Origin of the sequence: Burkholderia sp. 28_3, assembly GCF_003253915.1 — a bacterium.
Lineage (GTDB): Bacteria > Pseudomonadota > Gammaproteobacteria > Burkholderiales > Burkholderiaceae > Burkholderia > Burkholderia cenocepacia.
Genome location: NZ_QKZF01000029.1, coordinates 19,631 through 33,606 on the forward strand (window position 1 = coordinate 19,631; position 13,976 = coordinate 33,606).

Below are 13,976 nucleotides of genomic sequence, written 5' to 3' on the forward strand. Positions count from 1 at the left end.
GTTCTCCGCCTAGCGTTGTGCCGACACGGTCGAGGCCGTGTCCGTCGCGGGTGCCGCGGATGCCGCGTTCGCCTGCGTCTGCGGCGTATCGGCCGCCACCTTGACCGGCGCGCCCGCATGCACGCTCTGCAGGCCGCTCACGATCACGCGGTCGCCGGCGTGCAGGCCCGAGGTCACGATCCATTGGTCCCGGAATGCGTTGTCGGCCGTGACTTGCACCTGCCGCGCGTTGCCGGCCGCATCCACGACGTAGACGCTCGCCTTGCCGTCCGACGCGCGCGTCACGGCCATCTGCGGCACGAGTATCGCGTTGTCGTTCTCGCCTTCTTCCAGGCGGGCGCGCACGAACATGCCGGGCAGCAATTCGCGTTCGGGGTTCGGGAACGTGCTGCGCAGCGTGACCGATCCGGTGGTGGCGTCCACCGTGACGCCGGAGAACTGCAGCACGCCGGGGCGGGCATATTCGGTGCCGTCTTCCATCACGAGCGTGACGGCGGCGCTGTCGCTGCCCGTCTTCTTCAGGCGCCCGGAAGCGAAGGCCTTGCGAAACCTCAGCCATTCCGTGCTGGGGCGCGTGACGTCGAGGTACATCTGGTCGAACGCCTGGATGGTGGCGAGCGCGGTGGTCTGGTTCGAGGTCACGAGCGCGCCTTCCGTCACGGTCGATGCGCCGATGCGTCCGGAGATGGGCGCACGCACGTGCGTGTATTCGAGGTTCACGCGCGCGGATTCGAGCGCTGCCTCGTCGGCCGTGACGCTCGCGGCGTCTGCGCGAACCGCGGCGACGGCGTCGTCGTAGTCCTGCTTGCTCACGGCGTTGATCTTCACGAGTTCGGTGAAGCGGTCCGCTTTCGTCTTCGCCGAAGCCAGCGTGGCGCGGGCGTTTTCCAGCGTGCCACGCGCCTGGTCGTAGGCAGCCTGGTAGGTGGCCGGATCGATCTGGTAGAGCACCTGGCCCGCCTTCACGTCGCCGCCTTCCACGAACAAGCGCTTGAGGATGATGCCGCTCACCTGCGGTCGTACGTCGGAGACCTTCTGCGCGGAAAGGCGGCCGGAGAGTTCGGTCGTTTCGACGATGCGCTGCGGCGCGAGCGAGAGCACGCCCACCTGGGCGGTCTGCGCGGCGAAGCCGCCGGGCGGTGCGCCGGTTTGCCTGTTGCAGCCGGCGGTTCCGACTATCGCAAGGATCGAGAGTGCGGCAAACAGCTGGCGCGGCCTGTACGTCATGGGGCGGTGCGCGTGATTCGGGAGAATGGGCGTCTTCATCTTTGACCTGTTTGGACATCGCGATGTCGCGCGATGCGAGAACGGGACGGCTCCGGACGCTTCAGGGGGACCTGGGCGGTGCCGGTGCTGGACAAGGCGTAACGCTACCGACGGCGCATTTTTTTGTGCTTACGGAAACTTACTGTCCAGTGACGCGCCTGGAGAGGGGGAAGAGAATCGGGATTTCGGCATACGTAATACCCTCGCGGCCCGACCCTTGTGCCGGTTCCGTTAGGAATCGCAAATCACAGTAATATTTCGAAAGCCAGTCAGATCGTATCCGGGCTACCATCATTTCGTCCTCACGCCGCCCTGAATACCTGAAATGCACCCACCTTCCATCCCCGGCTCCGCGCCGCAAGTCCTGCTCGTCGACGACGATGCGGAACTGCGCGACCTGCTGCGCAGGTTCTTCCAGCAGCGCGGCATCGAGTTCTCCGTTCTGCACGATGCAACGAATCTCGCGCGGCGGCTGGAGCGCGAACGGCCGGCCATCATCGTGCTGGACCTCATGATGCCGGGCGTGGATGGCCTCACCGCGCTCAAGCAGCTGCGCGCGAGCGGCGACACGATTCCCGTCATCATGCTGACCGCGCGCGCCGAAGGCATTGACCGCGTGCTCGGGCTCGAACTCGGGGCGGACGACTATCTGGGCAAGCCGTTCATGCCACAGGAACTGCTCGCGCGCATCCAGGCAGTGCTGCGCCGCCAAGGGCCACCGCGGACGACAGCGGTGCAGGAGAAGCCCGCCCCGTTCAGGTTCGGCCGCTTCGAACTGGATTTCGCGACGCGCACGCTGCTGTGCGAAGGCACGCCCGTGAAGCTCACCGGCGGCGAGTACGCGCTGCTTGAGGTGCTGGCCTCGCACCCCATGGAAACGCTTTCGCGTACGCGGCTCATCGAATTGCTCCACGGTCCGGATGCCGAAGTGACCGAGCGCGGCATCGACGTGCCGGTATGGCGCCTGCGCCGCCTGATCGAGGACGACCCGTCCAATCCCCGACGGCTGCAAACCGTGCGCGGGATCGGCTACATGTTCATTCCCGACCACCCGGCCGATGAAGAATCCACTTGATACGATGTTCGGCCGGCTCGTCATCACCACGGTGGGCCTGCTGATGCTGGTTCATCTCACGTCGCTGCTGTTGATCGAGCGAACGCGCGCGAGCCTCGCCGCCTTCCATATTTCGCGCGTCGTGGAGGTTGCCGCCGGCATGGACGGGCGGGGCGGCGACGGCGAGCGGTCCGGGGCGGACATCCTCGGTATTTCGTTCGTGGACCTGAAGCAACTGCCGGCCGCCGACGCGCGGCGCTTTCGCGACGACACGAACGGGCCCATCGAACGGCAATTGCGGCACGTGCTGCCGCCGGGCACTCACGTGGCAATGGACGACGACGGCACGCTGCGCGTGCTCCCCGCGGGCAGCACGCGTGGCATCGTGCTGCCGCAAGCCGAGGTGCCGCTGAGCCGTTTCACCGGGGCGCTGGCGTTGACGCTGATGTTCGCCATCGTGGTTGCCGTCGTGCTTGCGTGGCAATTGAATCGCCCCATTCGCGATCTTGCCGCAGCCGCGCGCGAACATCGCACCGGCCACCATCTGAACATCGTGCGCAAGCGCGGGCCGCGCGAATTGCGCGAGCTGATCGGCGACTTCAACGACATGACCGGCGAGCTGGCCGTGGCCGAGCGCGAGCGCGCCGTGATGCTGGCGAGTATCGCGCACGACCTGCGTACACCGATCACACGCATGCAGGTGCGGGCAGACCTGCTGACCGATCGTGGCGATCGCGAGGGCTTTCTGCGCGATACCGAGTCCATGTCGCGTGTCATCACGCAGTTTCTCGACTTTGCGCGCGAGATCCCCGAAGGTTCGCCGCGGATCAGCGTGGACACGCATTGCCGTCGCGATTACACCGACGCACTAAGTCCGAGCGGCGAGGCGCACCGGGATGCGCTCGTCACGCTCGATCTTCACGCGGGGCCCGACTTCATGCTACCCGCGGTCGACATCGACCGCATGCTCTCGAACCTCGTCGAAAATGCGCTGACCTACGGCGAGCCGCCCGTGGAGATCACCACGCGAGCGCATGGCGAGCACTACGAACTCGTGGTGCGAGACCACGGGCCCGGCGTATCCGAGCCTGATCTGGATCGCGTGCTGCGTCCGTTTGTCCGGCTCGATCCCGCTCGCGGCGGCACCTCGCACAGCGGTTTGGGCCTGGCCATCGTTCACCGCCTCGTTCGCCATCACGGCGGCACGCTGCAAATTGCCAATGCGGCCGACGGCGGGCTCGTCATAGCGATGCGGTTTCCGAAGCGCGGCGTCGCGCAATGAAGCGCCGCGCGCCGCCCAGCTTGCTTTATGCGTCCACATCTTCAGCGCGAGGAAAAAGATGTAGACGGAACTCGCGAGCTTGACCGCGTCATAAAGCCAGGGCCGGCCCGCAGCGAGCGCGGACTGGAAGAATCCCCATCCGGCAATCGCGATCGGGTAGCCGAGCGCCTCGGCGACGATCAGCGGCCAGGTGCCACGTAGGCGGACCTTCAACCCGGACGACAGCAGCAGCGTATTGGTCGGCCCCGGCACGATCGGCACCAGCGACACGTACATCGACATCTTCAGCAAGGCTTCCTGGATGGGCACGCGGCCTCCTCGATTCGTCAGTGTCGCGGTTCGCGGCCGGCCAGCGCTGGCGCGCCGTTGAAATGTTTGAGCGCGAATGCGATTCGCGCTTCCGTGAATGTGCTCGTCTTCATGGCCTTTCTGTTCTCCCGCGGGCTCGAGGACACCGCGGTGACGATCCACTCGCTCGCGGCGCGCCTGATCTCTTCGGGCCGTTCGGCATGCTGTCGCGCGCGCTTGGCATGAACATGTCGCAGATGAACCTGCACTTCGACGGCTACCCGGGCGGATGCGTGACGACCGTCGCGCTGGACGCAGACGTCAAATACAAGCTGCTCCAGTTCTCGATCAGGAAGGCGCACGGCGTGCCGCGGCGCGCGATCGACTACCTGCTGTCCGGGCTCCAGACCCGACAGGCGGCGGGGTACGACGTCAGGATCTGGAACGGGATGAAGCCGGACGGCGGCGGTGCGTACAGCCGGTACGACACGCTCGTGCTGAAGTACCGCGCGTTCTACCGCGGCTGGGTCGCCCGCGTCGGGGTGAGCGAGCCGCCCTGCGCGAGCCGGCGGCGTTAGCCTGACCGGCGCCGGCCGCGCCGTTCCGTCCGGCGCGCGCGAACAGCGATGAACCGCATGGACGGCCGGCGTTGGCGCGCGCGGCCGAACCGCCCCGCGATGCCAATGTGTCCCTGTTTTCGTGCAACCGCACGCCAGGCTGACCGGCTGATTACGGTTTTGTCATCTACGCCATTCGCGCTTGCACGCAGCGGCGCCGCGTCGCCGTTTCCCGGTAACATCGCCGCATGTCCCCACGAATGCGACGGAGCCGGCGATGCGCATCCTGATAGTCGAAGACGAACCGAAGACGGGCGCGTACCTGAAGAAGGGGCTCGAGGAATCGGGTTTCAGCGTCGATCTCGCGAAGGACGGCGGCGAAGGGCTGATGCTCGCGCAGGAAGAGCGTTACGACGTGATCGTGCTCGACGTGATGCTGCCCGTGCTCGACGGCTGGGGCGTGCTCAAGCGGCTGCGCGACACGCACACGACGCCGGTGCTGTTCCTGACCGCGCGCGACGACGTGCAGGACCGCGTGCACGGCCTCGAACTCGGCGCCGACGACTACCTCGTGAAGCCGTTCGCGTTCGTCGAGCTGCTCGCCCGGATCCGCACGCTTGCGCGTCGCGGGCCGCCGCGCGAGACCGAGCATCTGGCGGTCGGCGATCTGGACATCGACGTGGTGCGCCGCCGCGTGAAGCGCGGCGCGACGCGGATCGACCTGACGCCGCGGGAATTCTCGCTGCTGCAGCTGCTCGCGCGGCGCCAGGGCGAGGTGCTGAGCCGCACGCAGATCGCGTCGTACGTGTGGGACATGAATTTCGACAGCGACACCAACGTCGTCGAAGTCGCGATCCGGCGCCTGCGCGCGAAGATCGACGACGCGTTCCCGGTCAAGCTGATCCATACCGTGCGCGGCGTCGGCTACGTGCTCGAACCGAAGGACGACGCATGACGCGGCCGCGCTCGCTGGCCGCGACGCTCGCGCTCGCGTTCGCCGCGACCACGCTGGCCGCGTTCGCGCTCGTCGGCGCATACGTGTATGCGGGCCTCGAGCGGCAGGTGAACACCCAGGACGATCTCGACATCGTGCTGGCCGCGCGCCACACGCGCCGGCTCGCGGGCGAACTCGAGTCGCTCGACGCGGTTCGCTCGCACGCGGAGCGGCTGACGAGCCAGGTGCTGGGCAACGAGGCGCTGTCGATGGTCGTCGTCGATGCGAGGGGCGACGTGCTCGCGCGCCACAACGTCCGGCTCGCCGCACTCGACGACGCGCCGGCAGCCGCCTCGGCGCCGCTGGCCGACGCGCAGCTCTTTGCGCCACGCGCGGTGCCGGTTCCGGCGAACGACCGGATCACGGACGACCGGCTCGTCACGTGGACCGCCGACGGCGGCACGCCGATGCGCGGCGTCGTGATCGAGGCCGCGCTCGGCGACCGCACGCCGATCCGCATCGCGATCGCGCGCAACATGCGCGACCGGGCCGATCTGCTCGACGGCTACCGCGACCGGCTCAAGCTCGCCGGCGGGCTCGGCGCGCTGTTCGCGCTGCTGCTCGGCTACTGGCTGATCCGCACGGCGCTCGCGCCGTTGCGCGAGATCGTCGACAACACCGGCCGGATCACGGTCGACAAGCTCGACACGCGGCTCGACGCGTCGCGCGCGCCGCCCGAGCTGCGCGCGCTGGTCGACGCGCAGAACGCGATGCTCGGCCGCCTGCAGCAGGCATTCGCGCATCTGTCGCAATTCAGCGCCGATCTCGCGCATGACCTGCGCACGCCGCTGAACAACATGCGCGGCGCCACCGAAGTCGCGCTCGCGCGGCCGCGTTCGGTCGACGAGTACCAGACGCTGCTCGAATCGAATCTCGAGGAATACGACCGTCTCGCGCGGATGATCGAGAACGTCCTGTTTCTCGCGCGCGCCGAGCATCCGAGTTTCGTCACGCGGCAGCGCGCGTTCGACGTGCGCGACGAACTCGAGCGCATCGCCGAGTATTTCGAGGGGCTCGCCGACGAAGCGGGCTCGACGTTGCGCGTCGACGGGCAGGGGCAGCTGACGGCCGATGTCGAACTGTTTCGTCGGGCCGTGGGCAACCTGCTCGCGAACGCGCTGCGTTACACGCCTGCCGGCGGCGTCATCACGCTGAGCGTCGATGAAACGGCCGATGCGGTGCGCGTCGTCGTCGCGAATTCGGGCGAGCCGATCGATCCCGCGCTGCTGCCGCGGATCTTCGACCGGTTCGTGCGCGGCGACCCCGCGCGCAGCGGCGGTGCGCCGGGCGGCACGGCCGGGCTCGGCCTCGCGATCGTGCGCTCGGTGATGGAGCTGCACGGCGGCAGCGCGCAGGTCGAAAGCGATGCGCGCGGTACGCGGTTCGTGCTCATGTTCAACCGGCCGCCTGTTGCGTGACGGCGGGTTCGTGGCGCGCGGCGGCCGCGTGTTCCTTCGCGCCGGTTTTCGACTTCGCGTTCGCGCCTGCGCTCACCTGCCAGCCACCACCCAGCGCCTTCAGCAACCCGACTTCGGCCTCGATCCGGCGCGCGTCGATCTGATCGGCGGTGCGCCGGTTCGTCAGCGCGATCGTCTGCGCGGTCACCACGTCCAGATAGCTGACGGCGCCGGCATTGAAGCGATTCGTCGTCAGCCGCAGCGACAGGTCGGCCGCGTCGGTCGCGCGCTGCTGGCTGCCGGCCTCGGACGCGAGCGCATCGAGCGCGGACAACTGATCCTCGACCTGCTGGAACGCGACGAGCACGGTTTGCCGGTAGTCGGCGACCGCACCGTCGTATTCCGCATGCGCGCCGCGCAGCGACGCGCTGCGGCGGCCGCCGTCGAACAGCGTGCCGGCGAGTTGCGGGCCGAGCGACCAGAACAGGCTCGGCGCGGCGAGCCACGGCGCGAAGAACGAACTTTCGAGGCCGGCGCTCGCCGACAGCACGAGATCCGGGAAGAACGCGGCCCGCGCCTCGCCGATCTGCGCGTTCGCGGCCGCGACGCGACGCTCGGCCGCCGCGATGTCGGGCCGCCGCTCCAGCAGTTGCGACGGCACGCCGGCCGGAATGGCCGGCACGTGGAACGGCTGTACGTGCGGCGGCAGCGCGAACGTCGACGCGCTTTCGCCGACGAGCGTCGCGATCGCGTGCTGCAACTGCGCACGCGACGCATCGATGTCGGTGTCCTGCGTGCGGGTCGATTCGAGCTGCGTCTCGGCTTGCGCGACCGCCGACGCGTCGATCGCACCGGCCGCGAGTTGCTGCTTGAGCAGCGTCAGCGCGTCCGCGTACGCATGCACCGTGTCGTCGAGCAGTTGCTTCTGCGTGTCGAGCGAGCGCAGCGCGAAATAGTCGGTCGCGAGTTCGGCCGTGACCGACAGCTTCACGGCCTGCAGGTCGGCCGCGCTCGCGGCGGCGTTCGCCTGCGCGCCGGTCACCGCGTCGCGCACGCGGCCGAACAGGTCGGGCTCCCAGCTCGCGGCCACGCCGACCTGGTAGTCGGGCGTCGTCTTGCCGGCGAGCGACGAGCCGAGCCGGTTCTGCGACACGCGCGCGCGGCTCTGCGCGGCACCGGCCGTGATCGTCGGCAGGAACCCGGCGTGCTGATAGTCGACCATCGCGCGGGCTTGCTGCAGATCGGCGACGGCTTTCTTCACCGTCTGGTTCGACACGTCGACGCGCGCTTCGAGCGCGTTCAGATCGGCATCGTCGAAGACGGTCCACCAGGCGCCGCGCGCGGCGGCGTCGGCCGGCATCGCGACGTGCCAGCCGGTTTGTTCGGCAGGTGCTGTCGGTGCGCCTGCATAGTGCGCGGGCACCGCGACGGCGGGCGGCGAATAGCGCGGCAGCGTCGAGCAGGCGGTCAGTGCGGCGACGGCGCCGAGCGCGACGATGCGGCGAGCGAACGGGAGCGGATGAGGAAGACGCATGGCAGGCATCTCGTGGGTGGTCGTCGATGGGTCAGCCGTGGGCGGGCGCGGGAGCGAGTGTCGACGCAGCCGGCGCGGCACCGGCCGCGTGCGGCGGCGGCACGTCGCGTGCACTGACCGCGGAAGCCGGTTGCGCGGGCGGAGCAGACGAAGCAGACGAAGCGGACGAAGCCGCAACCGGCGCCGCATCGTGCGAAGTCGACACGACCTTCACGGCTTCCCCGACCGTGATCGCATCGCCCGGGTTGTCGATCACGCGATCGGCCGCCGCGAGCCCCGCGACGATCTCCACGCGCGTGCCGAAATCCCGCCCGATCTGCACGGTCTTCAGCGCCGTACGCCCGTTCGCGCCGACGGTGGCGACCTGCACGCCGTTCGGGCGGAACAGCAGCGCGCTGACCGGCAGTTCAAGCGCCGGCGCCGCGCTCGGCACGACGAGATGCGCCTGCGCATACGCGCCGGGCATCAACGCGCCGTCGCGGTTGTCGACGTCGATCTCGACACGCAGCGTGCGCGTGACGGGATCGATCGCGCCCGCGCTGCGCGCGACCTGCGCGGCAAAGCGCCGGCCCGGATACTGCGGCGTCGTCAGATAGACGGACGTGCCGGCCGACACGCCGGTCGCGCTGTCCTGTGGCACGTCGACGAACACGCGCAGCGTGTCCGTCTGTTCGAGATGGAACAGTTCGCCGGACAGGCCCGGGCTGCCCGGCGTGCCGCCCGCGGTGACGAGCGTGCCGACGTCGACGTTGCGTGCGGTGATCACGCCGTCGAACGGCGCGGTGACCGACTCGTACGACACGAGTTCGGCAAGATGCGCGACGTTCGCCTGCGCGGACGCGAGCATCGCGCGCTTCGCGTTCATGTCCGCGACCTTCGTGTCGGTGTCCTGCTGCGACACCGATTGCGTTTTCAGCATGTCCTGCCAGCGCTGCGCGGTCGATTTCGCATAGTCGTAGTTCGCCTGCGCGCTCGCTTCGTCCGCACGCGCCTGGCGCAGCTGCGCATCGAGATCGGGCGCCGAGATCTGCGCGAGCGTCTGGCCGGCCTTCACGCGCGCGCCGAGATCGGCGCTCCAGTGCGCGATATAGCCGCTCGTGCGCGCATAGATCGACGCGTCCGCATACGGCATCACCGAGCCGGGCAACGTCAGTGTCTGGTCGGCCGGCGCCGCGCCGGGCACGACGACCGACACCGGCAGCGCCTGCTGCGAGGCGACCTGCGCGCGCTGCGCGGCGCGTGCGTCGATACGCGGCACGATGCCGAGCGCGAGCAGCGCGGCGGCGAGCGCGACGGCCGCGAGCGGCACGGCCAGCTTGCGGCCGCGGCGGGGCGGCGGCGTATCGGAGGCGGCGCCGCGCGCGGCGGGCGGCACGGCTGCGGCCACGGTGGCCGCTTCGGCGGCGGGCGGCGGGGCGACGGGTTCGATCGAGTCGTTCATGATGGGTCCGGGGGCGGGCGAATCGAAGGATGAGAAGGGGCGGGCGTCCGCGCTCAACGCAGCGCCGGCGTATCGGGTGCGTGCTGCGCGTGCCGCGCTGCCGCGGCGTCGCGACGCCGGGCGAGCCACGCATGGACGAAGCCGAACAGCACCGGCACGAACAGCAGCGTCGACACCGTGCCGAACGCGAGGCCGCCGATCACCGCGCGGCCGAGCGGCGCGTTCTGCTCGCCGCCGTCGCCGAGGCCGAGCGCCATCGGCAACATGCCGATCAGCATCGCGAGCGCGGTCATCACGACGGGCCGGAAGCGGTTGAAGCCCGCGTCGAGCGCCGCTTGCCATGGCGGCGCGCCGGCCGCGAGCAACTCGCGCGCTGCGTTCACGACGAGAATGCTGTTCGCGGTCGCGATGCCGATGCACAGGATCGTGCCGGTCAGCGCGGGCACCGACAGCGTGGTGCGCGTGACGAACAGCATCCACGCGATGCCGGCGAGCGATGCCGGCAGCCCGCCGACGATCACGAGCGGATCGAGCCACGACTGGAAGTTCACGACCATCAGCAGGTAGACCAGCGAGATCGCGAGCGCGAGGCCGCCGAGCAGCCCCGCGAACGACTCGTGCATCGCCTGCACCTGGCCGCGCAGCACGATCGACGCGCCGGGCGGCAGTTGCGCGCGCGCGGCGTCGACGAGCTTCGTCACGTCGCCCGTGACGCCGCCGAGGTCGCGCCCCTGCACGGACGCGAAGATGTCGAGCACCGGCTGCACGTTGTAGTGCGACACCACGGCCTGCTGCGTCGCGCGCGAGAACGAGCCGAGCGCGCCGAGCAGGTTCTGCGCGGGCGCGCCCGCGGCCGGGCCGCCGGCCGGCGTCTGCGGCGAGCGGGCGGTGCCGGCGGGCAGCGGCACGTTCGCAAGCGACTGCAGCGAATTCACCGTGTATTGCGGCGTCTGCACGAGCACCGGGTAGCTGACGCCGTTGCGCGGATCGAGCCAGAAGTTCGGCGTCGTCTGCGAGCTGCCGGACAGCGCGATCAGCAGGTTCTGCGCGACGTCGCGCTGTTCGAGACCGGCCTGGATCGCCTTCGTGCGATCGACGTTCACGTTGATCGCCGGTTCGTCGCCGGGCTGCTGGATGCGCGCGTCGACGAGCCCGCGCACGCCGCGCAGCTTCGTGAGCAGCGCGTTCGCGACCGCACGGTTCTGGTCGAGCTTGTTGCCGACGATCTGGATGTCGATCGGCGCGGGCAGCCCGAAGTTGAGGATCTGGCTGACGATGTCGGCCGGCAGGAACGCGAACGTCACGCCGGGGAACGCCTGCGCGAGCACGTTGCGCAGCTTCGCGACGTACGCGGCGGTCGACGCGTGATCCGGCTTCAGCGTGACGAGCACGTCGGCGTCCTCGGTGCCGATCGGGTCCGACGAGTCGTACGTGAGGTTGATCCCGCTCACCGGCACGCCGATGTTGTCGAGCACGCCCGCGAGCTGGTTCGCCGGAATCGCGCTGCGGATCTTCGCTTCCACTTCGTCGGTGAGCCGCGCGGTTTCCTCGATCCGCGTGCCGGTCGGCGCGCGCAGATGCAGGCGAATCTCGCCGGTGTCGACCGACGGAAAGAAGTCCTGCCCGGCGAACGCGTAGAGGCCCGTCGATGCGACGCAGGCGAGCAGGAACGCGGCCGCGAAGCGGCGCCGCCGCGCGATCGCCGCCGACAGCAGCGCGCGATAGCGCAGCCGCACGGCCTCGAAGCGATGCTCGAACGCGGCCTGGAACCGCGCGATGCGTGCGAATGCGCCGCGCGGCGGCCGGCCGCTGCCTTTGGCGCGCATCAGCGCCATCGCAAGCGTCGGCACCAGCGTGCGCGAGAAGAAGTACGACGCGATCATCGCGAAGATCACGGCTTCGGCGAGCGGCACGAACAGATAGCGCGCGACACCCGTGAGCAGGAACATTGGCACGAACACGATGCAGATCGACAGCGTCGACACGAAGGTCGGCACCGCGATTTCGCCCGCGCCGGTCAGGATGGCCTCCTCGAGCGGCGCGCCGAGCTCGAGATGATGCGTGATGTTCTCGATCGCGACGGTCGCGTCGTCGACGAGAATGCCGACCGCGAGCGCGAGCCCGCCCAGCGTCATGATGTTGATGGTCTGCCCGAGCACGGACAGCGCGAGCAGCGACGTGAGCACCGCGAGCGGGATCGTGATCGCGATGATCAGCGTCGCGCGCCAGCTGCCGAGGAACAGCAGGATCATCAGCGCGGTCAGGCACGCGGCGATCAGCGCTTCGCGCACGACGCCCTGGACCGCCGCCTTCACGAATACGGACTGATCGTCGAGCGGCGCGATGCGCAGCGTGTTCGGCAACCCGGCCGCGATCTTCGGCAGCATCGCCTTCACCTGGTCGATGATCGTCAGCGTCGATGCGCTGCCGGTCTTCTCGACCGTCAGCAGCGCCGCGCGCTTGCCGTCCACCCGCACGATGTTGGTCTGCGGCGCGTAGCCGTCGCGAACGTGCGCGACGTCGCGCACGTAGACGACGTTGCCGCCGATCGTCTTCACCGGCAGGTCGTTCAGCGCGGCGACCGTCTGCGTGCTGCCGTTCATCTGCACGTTGTATTCGTGCGTGCCTATTTTCGCGGTGCCGCCCGGCAGGATCAGGTTCTGCGCGTTGATCGCGTTCACGACGTCGATCGGCGCGAGCCCCTTCGCCTGCAGCGCGCGCGTATCGAGATCGACGACGATCTGGCGGATCTTGCCGCCGAACGGCAGCGGCACCGCCGCGCCCTGGACGGTCGCGAGCTGCGTGCGGATGAAGCTGTTGCCGAGGTCGTACAGCTGCTGCTCGGCGAGCGTGTCGCTCGACAGCCCGAGCTGCAGGATCGGCACCGTCGACGCGTTGTACGTGATGATGTTCGGCGGCAGCGTGCCGGGCGGCAGGATGCGCAGGATCGACGCGGCGTTGCTCGCGGCTTCCGCGATCGCGCGATTGATGTCGGCGCCCGGGTGGAAGAACACCTTCACGACCGACACGCCGTTCAGCGATTGCGACTCGATGTGCTCGATGTCGTCGACGTCGGACGTGAGCGCGCGTTCGTAGTTCGACGTGATCCGCTTGGCCATGTCCTCGGCGGAGAAGCCGTTGTACGACCAGACGATGCTGACGACCGGAATGTCGATGTTCGGAAAGATGTCGGTCGGCGTGCGCAGCAGTGCCAGCGGCCCCGCGATGAAGATCAGCAGCGCGAGTACGACGAACGTGTAGGGCCTGCGTAACGCCAGCCGGACGATCCACATGATGGTGCTCCTCGAAGCAGGGCTCGGATGCGCATTCGATGCGACGAGCACGCAGTCTGCCGGCGCGGCATTGACCCGACCCTGACTCGAGGATTACGAAACCGTTATCTGTGCGGGCGCACTGCAGCGTCGGCGGTGGTCGCCGGTAGCTCGCCCTTGCTTTTTCATATTCCTTACCATAAAGTAAGGAATATTGGAGGTGCCGCAAATGACAGCAGCTACTATTACTTCAAAGGGTCAGGTGACCATTCCGGTGGATGTACGCAATCAACTAGGCCTGGAGTCCGGAGACCGGATCGAATTCAGCTTCAACGAGGCAACGGGCCGGTATGAGATCTACCCGGCCACGCGCTCGCTCGCCTCGCTCAAGGGCATCGTGAAAAAGCCCGAGAAATCGGTGTCAATCGAGGACATGAATCGGGCCATCGCCGAACAGGGAGCGTCCGCGCGATGATAGGACTGGATACGAACGTGCTGGTCCGCTATTTCGCTCAAGACGATGCCGTGCAATCAAAGAGGGCGACCGCGCTGATGGAGTCGTTGTCGGCGGAGCGTCCGGGGTACGTTTCGCAGGTGGCGCTGGTCGAGGTCGTCTGGGTGCTGGGACGTTGCTACGGCGTAGAGCGCGAACAGATAACAGACATCATCGACTCGATGACCGCTACGAAGGAACTGGCCGTTGAAGGCGCTGACACGGTGCGAAAGGCACTTCGCGTTTTCGCGGCATCACCGAAGGCGGATTTTGCGGATTGCCTGATCGAGCGGTCGGCACACGTCGTCGGGTGCGAGTACACAGCAACCTTCGACGTGGCCGCCTCAAAGGTCGCTGGCATGCGGTTGATAAAGTAATCACGGCGCAAGCCGACGATA

10 protein-coding genes and 2 pseudogenes are annotated in these 13,976 nt (G+C 68.5%); 7 read left to right on the plus strand and 5 right to left on the minus strand.

Annotated features, from left to right (window positions below):
• Positions 1-9 precede the first annotated feature (9 nt).
• Complete coding sequence (locus tag DFS13_RS35225) at positions 10-1,266, minus strand: efflux RND transporter periplasmic adaptor subunit (RefSeq protein ID WP_111442737.1); 1,257 nt, start codon at positions 1,264-1,266, stop codon at positions 10-12.
• 325 nt (positions 1,267-1,591) lie between these two features.
• Here DFS13_RS35225 and DFS13_RS35230 point away from each other — a divergent pair, with 325 nt between their 5' ends.
• Together DFS13_RS35230 and DFS13_RS35235 are read left to right on the plus strand one after the other, a co-directional pair.
• Positions 1,592-2,341, plus strand: a complete 750-nt coding sequence (locus DFS13_RS35230) for a response regulator (protein ID WP_006489715.1) — start codon at positions 1,592-1,594, stop codon at positions 2,339-2,341.
• Positions 2,325-3,602 (plus strand): ATP-binding protein, encoded by a 1,278-nt coding sequence (locus DFS13_RS35235; RefSeq protein WP_034203719.1) that lies wholly within the window; start codon positions 2,325-2,327, stop codon positions 3,600-3,602. The genes DFS13_RS35230 and DFS13_RS35235 overlap by 17 nt, the downstream gene beginning before the upstream one ends.
• Before the next feature lie 30 nt (positions 3,603-3,632).
• On the opposite strand, the pseudogene DFS13_RS35240 reads toward DFS13_RS35235, so the two are convergent.
• A pseudogene (locus DFS13_RS35240) lies at positions 3,633-3,911 on the minus strand (LysE family translocator); the annotation flags it as partial.
• A 185-nt stretch (positions 3,912-4,096) separates the two neighbouring features.
• On the opposite strand from DFS13_RS35240, the pseudogene DFS13_RS35250 reads away from it, so the two are divergent.
• From DFS13_RS35250 to DFS13_RS35260, 3 genes and pseudogenes are all read left to right on the plus strand, one after another.
• Positions 4,097-4,468 (plus strand): annotated as a pseudogene (locus DFS13_RS35250) (2Fe-2S ferredoxin); the annotation flags it as partial.
• Between the two features lie 256 nt (positions 4,469-4,724).
• A complete protein-coding gene (locus DFS13_RS35255) occupies positions 4,725-5,402 on the plus strand; it encodes a heavy metal response regulator transcription factor (protein ID WP_006489720.1) in 678 nt (225 codons plus the stop codon).
• On the plus strand, positions 5,399-6,859 hold the full coding sequence (locus DFS13_RS35260) for a heavy metal sensor histidine kinase (RefSeq protein WP_111442738.1): 1,461 nt from the start codon (positions 5,399-5,401) through the stop codon (positions 6,857-6,859). Before DFS13_RS35255 ends, DFS13_RS35260 begins: the two co-directional genes overlap by 4 nt.
• Here DFS13_RS35260 and DFS13_RS35265 read toward each other — a convergent pair.
• The 3 genes from DFS13_RS35265 to DFS13_RS35275 are packed head-to-tail and all read right to left on the minus strand — an operon-like array spanning position 6,837 to position 13,106.
• A complete protein-coding gene (locus DFS13_RS35265) occupies positions 6,837-8,372 on the minus strand; it encodes an efflux transporter outer membrane subunit (protein ID WP_111442739.1) in 1,536 nt (511 codons plus the stop codon). The genes DFS13_RS35260 and DFS13_RS35265 overlap by 23 nt on opposite strands.
• A gap of 31 nt (positions 8,373-8,403) precedes the next feature.
• A complete protein-coding gene (locus DFS13_RS35270) occupies positions 8,404-9,813 on the minus strand; it encodes an efflux RND transporter periplasmic adaptor subunit (protein ID WP_111442740.1) in 1,410 nt (469 codons plus the stop codon).
• 53 nt (positions 9,814-9,866) lie between these two features.
• Entirely contained in the window at positions 9,867-13,106 is a 3,240-nt protein-coding gene (locus tag DFS13_RS35275; protein WP_111442741.1) for an efflux RND transporter permease subunit, read from the minus strand.
• A 208-nt stretch (positions 13,107-13,314) separates the two neighbouring features.
• Here DFS13_RS35275 and DFS13_RS35280 point away from each other — a divergent pair, with 208 nt between their 5' ends.
• Positions 13,315-13,560 (plus strand): AbrB/MazE/SpoVT family DNA-binding domain-containing protein, encoded by a 246-nt coding sequence (locus DFS13_RS35280; RefSeq protein ID WP_012493780.1) that lies wholly within the window; start codon positions 13,315-13,317, stop codon positions 13,558-13,560.
• On the plus strand, positions 13,557-13,955 hold the full coding sequence (locus DFS13_RS35285) for a PIN domain-containing protein (RefSeq protein ID WP_006484379.1): 399 nt from the start codon (positions 13,557-13,559) through the stop codon (positions 13,953-13,955). Before DFS13_RS35280 ends, DFS13_RS35285 begins: the two co-directional genes overlap by 4 nt.
• Positions 13,956-13,976 lie beyond the last annotated feature (21 nt).

Bases quoted from the DNA above. Each gene is read 5' to 3' on its own strand.
- DFS13_RS35235 (WP_034203719.1), top strand. From the start codon at position 2,325: ATGAAGAATCCACTTGATACGATGTTCGGCCGGCTCGTCATCACCACG.
- DFS13_RS35265 (WP_111442739.1), bottom strand. From the start codon at position 8,372: ATGCGTCTTCCTCATCCGCTCCCGTTCGCTCGCCGCATCGTCGCGCTC.
- DFS13_RS35275 (WP_111442741.1), bottom strand. From the start codon at position 13,106: ATGTGGATCGTCCGGCTGGCGTTACGCAGGCCCTACACGTTCGTCGTA.
- DFS13_RS35270 (WP_111442740.1), bottom strand. From the start codon at position 9,813: ATGAACGACTCGATCGAACCCGTCGCCCCGCCGCCCGCCGCCGAAGCG.
- DFS13_RS35230 (WP_006489715.1), top strand. From the start codon at position 1,592: ATGCACCCACCTTCCATCCCCGGCTCCGCGCCGCAAGTCCTGCTCGTC.
- DFS13_RS35260 (WP_111442738.1), top strand. From the start codon at position 5,399: ATGACGCGGCCGCGCTCGCTGGCCGCGACGCTCGCGCTCGCGTTCGCC.
- DFS13_RS35285 (WP_006484379.1), top strand. From the start codon at position 13,557: ATGATAGGACTGGATACGAACGTGCTGGTCCGCTATTTCGCTCAAGAC.
- DFS13_RS35280 (WP_012493780.1), top strand. From the start codon at position 13,315: ATGACAGCAGCTACTATTACTTCAAAGGGTCAGGTGACCATTCCGGTG.
- DFS13_RS35225 (WP_111442737.1), bottom strand. From the start codon at position 1,266: ATGAAGACGCCCATTCTCCCGAATCACGCGCACCGCCCCATGACGTAC.
- DFS13_RS35255 (WP_006489720.1), top strand. From the start codon at position 4,725: ATGCGCATCCTGATAGTCGAAGACGAACCGAAGACGGGCGCGTACCTG.